This is a genomic window from Hespellia stercorisuis DSM 15480, from assembly GCF_900142165.1.
In the GTDB taxonomy this organism is placed as follows: Bacteria; Bacillota; Clostridia; order Lachnospirales; family Lachnospiraceae; genus Hespellia; species Hespellia stercorisuis.
The window spans coordinates 1-12,350 of record NZ_FQZY01000095.1; the positions used below are offsets into that span (position 1 = coordinate 1).

General features: G+C 34.4%; 10 protein-coding genes. All 10 read left to right on the plus strand.

Annotation, left to right across the window (positions count from 1 at the left end; translation table 11 throughout):
* The first annotated feature begins 326 nt into the window (after positions 1-326).
* The 10 genes from BUB85_RS19080 (at position 327) to BUB85_RS19125 (ending at position 12,124) form a co-directional block, all read left to right on the plus strand.
* A complete protein-coding gene (locus BUB85_RS19080) occupies positions 327-1,634 on the plus strand; it encodes a VapE domain-containing protein (protein WP_073113117.1) in 1,308 nt (435 codons plus the stop codon).
* Positions 1,635-1,809: 175 nt separating this feature from the next.
* Complete coding sequence (locus tag BUB85_RS19085; protein WP_159434684.1) at positions 1,810-2,712, plus strand: ParM/StbA family protein; 903 nt, start codon at positions 1,810-1,812, stop codon at positions 2,710-2,712.
* A gap of 8 nt (positions 2,713-2,720) precedes the next feature.
* Positions 2,721-3,122: a hypothetical protein gene (locus BUB85_RS19090; protein ID WP_073113109.1), complete on the plus strand. Its 402-nt coding sequence runs from the start codon at positions 2,721-2,723 to the stop codon at positions 3,120-3,122.
* A 294-nt stretch (positions 3,123-3,416) separates the two neighbouring features.
* A complete protein-coding gene (locus BUB85_RS19095) occupies positions 3,417-4,652 on the plus strand; it encodes a plasmid recombination protein (protein ID WP_073113110.1) in 1,236 nt (411 codons plus the stop codon).
* A gap of 35 nt (positions 4,653-4,687) precedes the next feature.
* Positions 4,688-5,065, plus strand: a complete 378-nt coding sequence (locus BUB85_RS19100) for a TnpV protein (protein ID WP_084534141.1) — start codon at positions 4,688-4,690, stop codon at positions 5,063-5,065.
* A 113-nt stretch (positions 5,066-5,178) separates the two neighbouring features.
* Positions 5,179-5,370 (plus strand): helix-turn-helix domain-containing protein, encoded by a 192-nt coding sequence (locus tag BUB85_RS19105; RefSeq protein WP_073113112.1) that lies wholly within the window; start codon positions 5,179-5,181, stop codon positions 5,368-5,370.
* Positions 5,371-5,376: 6 nt separating this feature from the next.
* Positions 5,377-6,675, plus strand: coding sequence for a DNA cytosine methyltransferase (locus tag BUB85_RS19110; RefSeq protein ID WP_073113113.1), 1,299 nt, complete (start codon positions 5,377-5,379; stop codon positions 6,673-6,675).
* A gap of 2 nt (positions 6,676-6,677) precedes the next feature.
* Positions 6,678-7,727, plus strand: coding sequence for a DNA cytosine methyltransferase (locus BUB85_RS19115; RefSeq protein ID WP_073113114.1), 1,050 nt, complete (start codon positions 6,678-6,680; stop codon positions 7,725-7,727).
* A 3-nt stretch (positions 7,728-7,730) separates the two neighbouring features.
* Entirely contained in the window at positions 7,731-10,982 is a 3,252-nt protein-coding gene (locus tag BUB85_RS19120; protein ID WP_073113115.1) for a type ISP restriction/modification enzyme, read from the plus strand.
* Positions 10,983-11,023: 41 nt separating this feature from the next.
* On the plus strand, positions 11,024-12,124 hold the full coding sequence (locus BUB85_RS19125) for a PHP domain-containing protein (protein WP_073113116.1): 1,101 nt from the start codon (positions 11,024-11,026) through the stop codon (positions 12,122-12,124).
* Positions 12,125-12,350: the final 226 nt, after the last annotated feature.

The following is a 12,350-nucleotide window of genomic DNA, read 5'->3' on the forward strand; positions in this document are numbered from 1 at the left end:
CACTCAGTGTATGAATAGATGGTACGAAGGAAGTTGGGACACGATCCCCTTAGACACGGAAGGTTCATCATCATAGTTGATCAGAGGGAAAATAGCCTTTATATAGCAAACGAAATGGATGCTTTTAAAGTTATACCTATTTTTCAACTATTCAGTACTTGATACTACGATATTCATCACTATCGGCTCTGTTTTAGAGGTAAATAAAAATCGTCAAAGCTAGTAAAATCAATAGATTTAGGCTTGACAGAATAGGAAGGTGGAGAAAATTGTCGAAAGAATTGAACGAGCAGGAAAAAGAATCATGGGAGAAAATCGGGGAGATTATGCAGGAAGAAATGAGCAGTGTGGATGATGTTAATCAGGATTTAGCAAGAACGGAAAAAGGTCTGGTAAAACAAAGTATTGATAATTGCATGATTGCTTTTAGATGTGATCCGCTGCTGAAAGGGGCAATCCGTAAAAATGAATTGAATGGAAAAATAGATATTGTAAAAGAACTTGGGTGGAAAAGAAAGAACAAAAGTATTGTTGATACAGATGTGTATCAGATACAACATTATCTGGAAAGCACTTACGGACTTACCAGTGAAAAGAACATTAATAAGGCAATGAATATCATAGCAAGTGAAAATGGCTATCATCCAATTATTCAATTTCTGGAACAGCTCAAATGGGATGGCATGGAGCGAATGGATAAGCTGATGCCAAAGTATCTTGGTGCGGAGGATAATCAATATACCAGAGAAATTATGCGGTTGTTGATGATAGCTGCTATTCACAGAATTTATGAGCCAGGCTGTAAGTTTGAAATCATGGTCTGCCTTGTGGGTGGGCAGGGAGTAGGGAAATCCTCTTTCTTTCGCTTGCTTGCTTGTATGGATGAATGGTTTTCTGATGATTTGAAACGATTGGATGATGATAATGTGTATCGAAAGCTGCAGGGGCATTGGTTTATTGAAATGGCAGAAATGATAGCCACAGTAAATGCAAGAAGCATTGAGGATATTAAAGCCTTTATCAGCAGACAAAAGGATAACTATAAAATTCCTTATGAAACGCATCCAGAGGACAGACCGAGACAGTGTGTATTTGTGGGAACATCAAACAGTATGGATTTTCTCCCATTGGACAGGAGTGGTAACAGACGATTTGCACCGATATTGGTTCATACGGAAAATGTAGAGAAGCACATTTTAGAAGACGAGGAAGAAGCAAGAGAATATATCTTGCAGGCATGGGCAGAAGCAATGGAGTGGTATCGGAGTTTTACTGACCATGAATTGAAGTTGACAAAGGAAACAGAACTTTATTTGAAAGAATTACAGCAACAGTTTATGCCAGAGGATACAAAGGTTGGAGTTATACAGGCATGGCTGGATGCAACAACAGAAGAATATGTATGTAGCATTATGATTTATAAAGAAGCCCTGCACCATGAAAATGACGAAGCGAAGCAATGGGAAACCAGAGAAATCAACAGCATTATGAATGAGAGTATTGTTGGGTGGAAACCAATTAAAAGCACACATCGTTTTGGAAATGGATATGGGATTCAAAGAGGTTGGAAAAGGGAAACAGATACAAATGGTTTTATGCAGATACCAGAGGATGCTAAGTTACCATTTGATTAGGAAAAAGTCTTTTTATCTCCGTTTACACATTTTGTTTACAGAAGTGTAAACAACCTTGTTTACAGGGAAAGCATTGAATAACAGGCACTTTTCTGTATTTGTAAACGATGTAAACGGATTTTTTCAAAAAGAGTGAAAACAGATTATTTTATGGAGGATAAGAGAAATGCAAAATATGAATAAAAAAATAATTATCGGTGTAGATCATGGTTATGGAAATATGAAAACAGCACACAGAGTGTTTCAGACAGGTGTGGAGGCTATGGAAGAAGAACCGATTGTCAGTACAAACTTTGTGAAGTACAAAGAAAAATATTATGTAATAGGTGAATCACATTTGGTGTATCAGGGCAACAAAACAGAATCAGAGGATTTTCGTATTCTGACACTGGCAGCATTGGCAGAGGAAATGAAGTTCAGAGGATTGCGAGAAGCCAATGTGATATTGGCAGTTGGACTTCCGCTTGCATGGATGAAAAGTCAGGGAGCAGATTTCAGAAACTATCTGATGAAAGAACAGGAATTGCACTTTGAGTTCCGCAGGGAAAGATACCATGTGCATCTGTGCAGTGTGGATGTATTCCCACAAGGCTTTGCAGCCATTGTCAATGTGGGAGCAATGCAGGGAATGAATATGCTTGCGGATATTGGAAATGGCACTATGAATGTTATGCAGATTGTGGATAATAAGCCTTTGGAGAAAAGTCTGGTAACGGACAAATTTGGTGTTGGAATTTGCATGAAAGAAATACAGAAAGAATTATCAAAGGAAAGAGGGGAAGAAATTCCTGAAATGCTTATTGAGCCACTTCTTAGAAATGGGATACAGGGAAGAAAGGATGACACTGCCAGAAAGATTGCACGTATTGCAGGAAAGTATGCAGCAGATATTATGAAACGTTTGATTGATTATGGATATAAAGAAGGTCTGGTACATCTGTATGTGATAGGTGGAGGTGCTTGTCTGTTGAAAAATTATACAGACTTAATAGACAAACCAGAGGTCACATTTATTTCAGATATTTGTGCAAACGCAAAGGGATATGAGTATCTGGCAGAGAAGAAGCCACGAAGATAGGTGGGAGTATGAAAGGAACATATCGTTGTACAAATGTGAAATTCTGTATGGAAGATGAAAACCAGTGTCGAGCATGGGAATATCTGCATAGCCTTAGTCGAAAGGATGGCTCTTATGGAAAAGTGCTTTCAGATGCTTTAGTTGTGGTTCTGGATGGGGGATTTCAACCTAAAAGCAAGCAGGAGACAGGAAGTGACAAGACCTTTGAGAAAGGCTTTGAAACGCCAATACGGGAGTTGGCAGAAGAAACAGCCAGAATAGTATTAACAGGTATTAAAACAATGGCAGGCGAAGGATTGTCACTTCAAAATGTGGAAATGGCACAGCAGGCAACGGAGGTGTTGGAGCAGAAGCATGAGGAAGATATAGCGGAAGATATGCTGTCATTTGCTTTTGGAATGGATGAATAGGCGGTACCGATTGGGTACCAGAGGCAAAAGCTACTGCCTATGTTCGGTACCGAGTGAAAGATACTTGGTGCCGACTTTCATACAACATCCTACTGTGTTATGTGGGATGTTGACGGATATGCGTGGCATAGACGTTTCATCCGCAGGATGAAGCTGCCGACCAGAGGAAGGCAGAAGCCTCGCAGAGCGCCGACCTTTGATGCGTAGTGTCAAAGGTAATAAGGCGTTACTTTTGACAAAAGTAACAAAACCGAACTTCGTTCGCAAGCTAGTTTTATAAGAAAGGTACAGAGAATGGGAGCAAAAACAATATCATTTCCAAAGGGAAAAGGTAGTCTGAATCACAATAATAGAGAATTTATCTGTGATAATGTGCATGAGGAACGTACATCATGGAATAGAACCTACAAGCGTGAAACAATAAAAGAAGCCTATGATGTCTGTTTTGGGCAGGCATTGGCAGAATATAATGCCAGACAAAAGCGGAAAGACCGCATCAAAGAAAACTATCTTCAAGAAATAAAAAATTCTGGAAATAAAGAAAAAGTGTTTTATGAAAATGTAATTCAGATTGGAACAAAGGATGATACACCTGTGGTCGATGAAAATGGAAATCTGACTGAAGATGCAAAGGTAGCGATTGAGGTGTTGGATGAGTATGCCAGAACCTTTCAAGAAAGAAATCCAAATTTATATGTATTTAATTCTGTCTTACATCTGGATGAAGCTACTCCGCATCTGCATATAGATTATATTCCAGTAGCAAATGGTTATAAAAATGGACTTCAAATTCGCAATAGCCTTACAAAAGCTTTTCAAGAAATGGGATTTGCAAAAGCAGTCAGTAAAAAAGTGACGGAAACTACTGCATGGCAGGAAAGAGAGCGTGAACATCTGACACAGTTAAGTGCGGAACGTGGAATAGAGATAAAAGTTAAGGGAGAGGTTCGTGACAATTATTCTTTGCCAGAATATAAAGAAGCTATGCGTGCTGTGGAAGCGTTGGAGGAACAGAAAATTGATTTGGAAATAAAGACATCTGTTCTGGAGCAAACAGTAGACAGAATTCAGGCAAAGACAGAAAAGGAAAAAGCGGAACTTGCAAAATACGATTTGAAAGCAGAAACACTGAAAACAGTAGAAAAAGAAGTAAATGCTGATATGAAAAAAACAAAAAGTATGGCAGTTCCCACAAAAGGAATTTTAGATAAAGAAGAATACGTGAAGGTAAAAAAGTCTGATTGGAATAAAATTCTGGAGGGTATGAAGTGGGCAGTAACAAACAAAAAAGTAGTAGATAAATATGAGAAAAAGATTATTGCTCTGGAGAATAAACTTGCTAAGATTACACAGGTATTTGAACAGTTGAAGAAATTCCTCTCCTTAAATGGATTAACCGAAGCATGGAACAGATTTATAGAGCCAAAATCTATCAAGAGGAGTATAGAGGAGCATAAAAAAGCAATACAGGAACAAAGCAGTCAGAAGAAAACAAAGACAACAGAGCGAAAGACAGGTATGGAGTTATGATAGACAATCAGAAAAATGCAGGAGGAAAGAACACTATGGAAAAACATATTATGGGAGAAAAAGGACTTAGTTATACACTTGGAGAAGATGGATTGTATTATCCAGATTTGAAACTGACAGAGGGAACACATTATCAGATAGGCAGATACGGGAGAATGAGAAAAGATTTCTTAAAAGAACATAGAAATTCTGTATATATGGAGCTGTTGCTTGGTGGGAAATTGAATGAATATCTGCATGGTATTGATGAAGAATGTTATCAGAGAGTAGAACTTCTTATAGAGCAGATGAAAGCAGGAGCAGGTGTAACAGAGGATTTAAAAGCATCGGACCAGATGCGGTGGGTTGGACTAATGAATAATTTGAAGAATGCAGCGGAAGAGATTGTGTTGAAGGAAATGGTTTATCTATAATTTTATGATACAATAAATTCATATATAATCATAGGAAATCAATTGTAAATGCAGAACACATGTGCTATTATATAGATTGATACAAAACTGAGGTAAGTCTGAGGTAAAATAAGATGAATGATTGTTGGATAGGTATAAATGAAGCTGCCGAATATATGGGAGTTAATAAAGATACTATTAGGAATTGGATAAAAAAAACAGATATTCCAGCCTGTAGAATGGGGAAACTTTGGAAATTTAAGAAATCAGAACTAGATGAATGGGTGAAAAGTGGAAAGAGTGCATTCAACGGGAATGGGGAATAGAATAACATGAAAAATTTAAAAAGAATTGCGTCTGAATCTTGTTCAGAATGGAATAAAGAGGATTTTCGCTCTTTTAAGAAAGAATTAGTGCTAGAAGTTCAGAAGAAGTTGAATTCTTTTACGAAATTATCATTTGATGATTATGGGAATAATCGAATTCAGATAATTGATTTGTTTTGTGGGGCAGGAGGAACATCACTTGGGTTTGCTGCTGTAAACAGTGTTATGCCTGCATTTAAGTTTTTGGGAGGTTGTGACATTAATAGAGTGTCTGCAGAAACATATAGTTACAATTATGGAACAACCTTACTAAATAGAGATATCTTAGAAATAGCTTATGATAATAGTAAATTGGAAACTTTCCTAAAAGAAATAAATTATAATGCTAGTATGCCTTTGATTTTGATTGGATGTGCACCTTGTCAAGGATTCTCATCTCATCGCAAGAAACACTGGGATGAGGAGGATGATAATAGAAATAGTTTAATAATTGCATTTTCAAAAATTGTAGAAAGAATAAAGCCGGATGCTATATTAATGGAAAATGTACCAGAATTTTTGTCAAAAAAATATTGGGAATATTTTTCGACTGCTAGTAAAAATTTTGTAAATAATGGTTATGTAGTTAAACAAAATATTTATAATGCGGCTTCTTTTGGTGTTCCACAAGAAAGATTTCGATCAATTGTTATTGGAATGAAAAAAGAATTTTTGCTTCCAGAAGGTTATCTTGATGTGACTGAATTTAAGACGGTTAGGGATGCAATAGGTAATTTACCTTCAGTAAAAGCAGGAGAAATATGTGATACAGATAGCATGCATAAAAGTATTGCACACAAGGAAAGTACGATAGAGGTTATTAAGCAAGTCCCTCATGATGGAGGAAATAGACCAGCAGGAATTGGTCCTAAATGTTTAGATAGAACAAAAGGTTTTAGTGATGTATATGGTCGTTTGTTTTGGGATAAACCATCAATAACTATAACTCATTATGCAAGAAATCCAGCAAGTGGTAGATTCATACATCCTGAACAAGATAGAGGATTAACGGCGAGAGAGGCAGCATTACTTCAGAGTTTTCCAAGAGGATTTGAATTTACTGGGAAATCGGATGATATATATAGGCAGATAGGAGAAGCAGTTCCACCTATGTTGTCAGCTGCAGTGGCAGTGGATATACTTGTTGAGCTAATTTCGGTACAACCAACAGAGGAAGAAAAGAAAAACGGAGTACAATCAATCGAACAACCAGTAAGCAGTTCATATTCCAGTGTGATTGCAGGAATAAAGATGAAAAGAGAATGAAAATGGATAAATATACGTGTATAGATGCTTTTTGTGGAGCTGGTGGACTTGCATTAGGACTAAAACAAGCGGGATTTAATATTTTATTAAGCTTTGATATCAATCAGACTTGTATTGATTCTATTAATAAAAATAAAAAATATTTCGGACATCCAGCTATTCAGGCAGACATTTCGGATATGTTAAATGGAAAACTACTAGATTATTGCAAATTAAAAAGAGGAGAGTTGTTTCTTTTAGCAGGAGGACCACCTTGCCAGGGATTTTCAATTCAACGTAGAGGCGAAGATACAGATCCGAGAAATGAGTTAGTTTCAAAGTACGCATGCTTAATAGATGAGGTATATCCTTCTTTCTTTGTTATGGAAAATGTAACAGGAATAGCAGGGAAAAGAGGAAAAACAATTCTTGAAGAATTGATTGATAAAACAAAAAGTATTGGATATGAGGTATATGTCAACTTGTTAGATGCGCAGGATTACGAAATTCCGCAAAGACGAAAAAGATATATAATTATTGGTGTAAGAAAAGATATTAAACATAGCTATTGTTTACCTAAAAAGTCAAATAGGAAAATAACAGTTAGAAATGCAATTGAATATTTACCAGTCCCACCAGAAAATGGGAAAGATCATCCAAAGATTTCGTTACATCGAAGAGATAAATTATCAGAACTTAATTTAAAAAGAATCAATGCTTTAAAAGAGGGACAAGGGAGAGATGATCTTCCAAAAGAATTATTAGCAGATTGCCATAAAGTAGCAAGTAGTATTATTGGGTATAGAAATGTATATGGAAGAATGTCTTGGGATGATGTAGCACCAACAATAACAGCTAGATTTGATAGTTTTACACGAGGAAAATTTGGACATCCGGATCAACCTAGGAGCATTTCACTTAGAGAAGGAGCACTGCTACAAACATTTCCGATAGATTTTATTTTTACAGGAAATAAGGTTGATGTGGCTAGACAGATTGGAAATGCTGTTCCACCTAAATTAGGAAAAATAATTGGAAGAAGCATTATTGATACATATGAGGGGGATGAATAAAACATGGCATATGCCAATACAGTAAAATCTTATCTAAAAAGATTACAAGAGTATTATAAGTCAGCAAAAGCAAGTGGACAATATACTGCTGAACTTTCGTTTCGTCCAGCATTAAATGAATTATTGGAAAATCTTGCTATTGACTTTGGAACATCAAAAGATATTGATGTAGTGCTAGAACCAAAGAATCAAGGAAAGGTGGGAAGACCTGACTGGCGAATCCATGATAAAAAAACTTTGGGAATATTTGGATTTGTGGAAGCTAAAGGATTGTCAGAGGATTCATTTGACACAACTCCATATAATGAGCAAATTCAAAAATACTTAACGCTCAATCATAAATTAATTATTACAGATGGCATTGATTTTGTGTTTTGTCTAGCTGAAAATCAAAAACCTTCTTTGGTATCACTCATAGACAAGAATAAGATGTTCAAAGCAAAGCATTGGGAGAATTTAGAGGTTGATTCACAATTTCAATTGTTAATGAGTCAATTTTATTCAAACCCATCACCTCAATATTGTTCAGAAACTCAATTAGTAGAACTTGTCGCATTGAGAACTAAATTATTAGCGAATGAGATATATCGATATGCTGAAATTCCAATGGATGAAGCGATAGATGAGGATGAAAAAAATACGATTTCTTTGTTATCAAGTATATATGAACTTGTATATAACCACAATGACACTAGATTACGAAATGAAAAAGTTTTCTCGGATTTTACGGCACAAGTAATTATGTTTAGTTTGTTATATGCGCATAGGGCTATATGCAAATGTGATGATTTACCAACAGTTAAGGAAAAAACAATTAGAGAATTTATAACCAAAGAGATGGTGTTTGATGGTGTCCTTACACCATTCCGAAATTTAATGCTATTTTTGTGCCAGAATTCGAGTACGGATTTAGCAATTTCGCAATGGATAGATGAATGTATACGATTTTTGTCATTTGTAAAGATGACAGATATGCAGCTTATTAATCCGGATTATCACAAATTATTTGAATTGTTTCTTTCTAAGTATGATGCACAAGTTAGATTTGATTATGGTGCTTATTACACTCCGTCAAATTTGGCTGATTTTGTTGTTAGGTTATCTGAGAAAGTCGCAAATGATTTTTTAGATGGATCTAGTATATATTGCAAAGGAAATACAATTATAGATCCATGTTGTGGAACAGGTTCTTTTTTGGAAAAACTGGTAGCAAATGATACAAAGAATGAAGGGTACAATTTATGTGGATTTGAGATTATGCCTACACCATATATGCTTGCAAATTACAGAATGACAGTTGTAAAAAAACAATATAAAGGTCGTTCAAATACAGTAAACATTATCCTTGCAAATACACTTTGCAATGGAGTATATGGAAAGGGAATTAATGAAAAAACTATTGAGGGACAGGAATTAAAGAGAGCTAACAAACTGGCAAATCTACCGTTGAAATTAATTATTGGAAATCCACCATGTTCGGATTCATCAAGGCAAAATATATCCGAGGATTTTTCTATTATAAACGCTTTAATGGAAGACTTCAGACCTCCTGTTGAGGAACGTCATAGTAGGCAAAATGTGCAGAAGCAAGTTAATAATCCATTTATGCAATTTATCAGATGGAGTTGTGAACATTTGCTCAAATCAGAAAATAACTCCATCTTGTCATTTGTAGTACCACTTTCTTTCTTAGAGGCTGAATCTTACAAATATGCAAGAAGATATTTGTGTGATAAATTTTCTCATGCATGGATAGTTGCAATTGATGCGGATGCACGAACAGGAGTTAGAAATAATAGCTTATTTCATACGTTACAAGGAAGGGCAGTAATTGTTTTAGTGAAAAAATATTTGGATGATTGTAAGATAACTAAATACAATTATTTAGATATTTCTAGGGATTCTGTTCAAGAGAAAAACGATTTTTTGAAACAAAATATTAAGGATGCAATGGCAAGATTTAAATCATATGACGTGGATTCAGCTTTTTTTTCTTTTGTACCATCTAAAGATTTTGATAATCAACTATATGATATGTTTTGGCCAGTTAGTGCAACAGGTAATCAAGTATCAATTTTTACAAACCATTGTTCTGGAATAAAACTAGCACCTACTGCGATTTTTACTCATGTTAAAGAAACTATGTTAAAAAGAAGAACTAAGGATTTAGCAATGGGGCAGGATATTTCGGCATGGTTTATCAAGCAGGACAGAAAGCCTGGACAAGAAAAAGTAGAAGCTTTAAAAAATGCATTAAATAATTGCGGAAATAGAAATGAAATCGATCAAATGTTATCATCAAATATAAAAACATATTCGTTCAGACCTTTTTTGCAGTCTAAAATTTTACTTTGGGAAGAAGTCCTAAAAAAATATGCCACTGTTGGAGGTGGAGGAACAAGACTTCGACCAGAGATAATAAAAACATATTCAAATAGAGGAACAATAGGATTTGCAATGGCACATGCGCCTAAAGATTTAAATCCTACTCTGAGCCAATTTGTTTCTTTTTGTTGGTATTATCCAGATAATGATATGTGTTCAAGAGGAAATTCACACATCTATATGAACCTTTATCAGACAAAGAAGGATAATGATCCTAAGTCGAATATAAATTACAATCTTGTTGAGTTTTACCAAAAATTATTAAGTTGTACTATGTCTGAATGTGAAAAAATGATTGTATTTTATGTATATGGAATTATGTGCTCTCAGATGTATTTAGACGAATTTGAAGGAGCATTATTTACATTGAATCGTTCTGATGATCGTGCAAGAGTTCCGTTTGTTAAAAATGTTACGTTGTTCAAAAAAATTGTAAAATTAGGACAAAAGTTGGCAGAACTAGAAAAAGAGGATCATATTCCAGAAAATTTATTGCAATATGATTATGATTTAATTACGAATCAAATTCCAACTGGATTTCATTTGACAAATAGTAATAAATCCAAACTATTTGACGAAGAGATGGAAATACTTAATTTGAGTGATGGACAAATCAGCATTCCTATTTATTGTCCACTTGAGTTGCAGCATTTAAATATTTCTGGTTATGATGTAATAAAAAACGTTTGGCTTAAATTTTATTCTTACGATTTTACACATTGTGATTTTTCAAAAGAGGATATGAGGAAAACACTTGATTTTCTTAATACGTTACAGGAACGTGCACTTTTAGTTAATGAAATGGATTTATTAATGGAACAGGTTTTGAGAAAAGAGACTGATTTTTTTACGACAGAAGATGCTTGGTGAAAACAGGAAAAATGTAGATATAGTGTATTGAGGTAACTAATATGGATAAAATAGTAGATAGAGGGATTAAAATAGATTTACATATACATTCGGAGTTCTCTAAGAATAAAGATGGTGCTAAGGTGGCAGATAATACAGTGGATAATTTGCCGACACTGATAAAGGGATTAACTGAAAATGGAATTGAAATGTGTGCAGTTACTGATCATGATACCTTTAACTATGAAATGTATTTTGAATTAAAAAAAGAAGAAATGAAGGATAATTGTATAAAAAAAGTATTGCCAGGCATTGAATTTTCAGTAGAATTTATTGATAACAAAGTTATTCATATTGTAACGATATTCTCTGATCGAGACGAAGAAAAAGTTAAGAATATCGAGCAAATTATGGTAAGTGGAAAAGGATTAACTTGTTACAAGAAAACAAAGAGCGCATATACAAAAGCGGATTTTTTTGAAATATTATCAGAAATTGATTTGGATTTTATAATGATAGCACATCAAAAGAAGACGATAACATCACAGCATAAGGCTCATGCCAATGATGTCATGTCATTAGGTGAAAGTCTTTTTAATGAACTTGTATTTATGGATTATTTTGATGCTTATGAATTTAAGAATAAAAAGAATGAAATTTATAATAAGGCATATTTAGTTGAAAATAATATCGAGGATAAATTGCGTTTTATCACAGGATCGGATTGTCATAGATGGTTATTCTATCCATATACTGAAGAAAATGAGAAAATTGATTTTAAGTTTACATATATTAAGTCGTTACCTACTTTTAAGGGATTGGCAATGGCAGTAACCGATCATCATAGAATTGAACTCGAAAATTCATTTTATAATCCAAATGAAAAATATATGGAAGAGATTTTGGTGGATATAGAAGGCATACAACATACTATTTCACTTTCAAAGGGAATAAATGTCATTATTGGAGATAATTCTGTAGGAAAATCATTGTTTTTGAATGCCATTACAAATGATTATAAAAAGATAGATAGGCGATTACATGCAGGGTATGAAAAATATATAAGAAAAAATGTAACTGTTCAGAACCCCCTTGGGGAACTAATTAATTTTTGTACAAAACAGAGAATTTTTAAAACCTGTTTTGCGATATTATTTCGGTAATTGGTGGATAACCAATTGTTTGTGATTGAATAATTTAATTCATTGTGGATTACTCTTTCAATCTTTCAAATAACTCTGATTCAAAGCCAAATTCTATGGCTTTTGAATATATTTAACAACAACTGAACATTGAAAAACATTACTTATCCACAGTCATTTTCACCATAGGTGAATCTATGTGAATTCGCTTTTTTCCTGAGTTTTTAGTACAATGGAGACATAAAAC

What these genes read in the sequence shown, in the direction of transcription:
- BUB85_RS19120 (WP_073113115.1), top strand. Translation starts at nt 7,731, where the DNA reads ATGGCATATGCCAATACAGTAAAATCTTATCTAAAAAGATTACAAGAG.
- BUB85_RS19115 (WP_073113114.1), top strand. Translation starts at nt 6,678, where the DNA reads ATGGATAAATATACGTGTATAGATGCTTTTTGTGGAGCTGGTGGACTT.
- BUB85_RS19110 (WP_073113113.1), top strand. Translation starts at nt 5,377, where the DNA reads ATGAAAAATTTAAAAAGAATTGCGTCTGAATCTTGTTCAGAATGGAAT.
- BUB85_RS19090 (WP_073113109.1), top strand. Translation starts at nt 2,721, where the DNA reads ATGAAAGGAACATATCGTTGTACAAATGTGAAATTCTGTATGGAAGAT.
- BUB85_RS19105 (WP_073113112.1), top strand. Translation starts at nt 5,179, where the DNA reads ATGAATGATTGTTGGATAGGTATAAATGAAGCTGCCGAATATATGGGA.
- BUB85_RS19125 (WP_073113116.1), top strand. Translation starts at nt 11,024, where the DNA reads ATGGATAAAATAGTAGATAGAGGGATTAAAATAGATTTACATATACAT.
- BUB85_RS19095 (WP_073113110.1), top strand. Translation starts at nt 3,417, where the DNA reads ATGGGAGCAAAAACAATATCATTTCCAAAGGGAAAAGGTAGTCTGAAT.
- BUB85_RS19085 (WP_159434684.1), top strand. Translation starts at nt 1,810, where the DNA reads ATGAATAAAAAAATAATTATCGGTGTAGATCATGGTTATGGAAATATG.
- BUB85_RS19100 (WP_084534141.1), top strand. Translation starts at nt 4,688, where the DNA reads ATGGAAAAACATATTATGGGAGAAAAAGGACTTAGTTATACACTTGGA.
- BUB85_RS19080 (WP_073113117.1), top strand. Translation starts at nt 327, where the DNA reads ATGCAGGAAGAAATGAGCAGTGTGGATGATGTTAATCAGGATTTAGCA.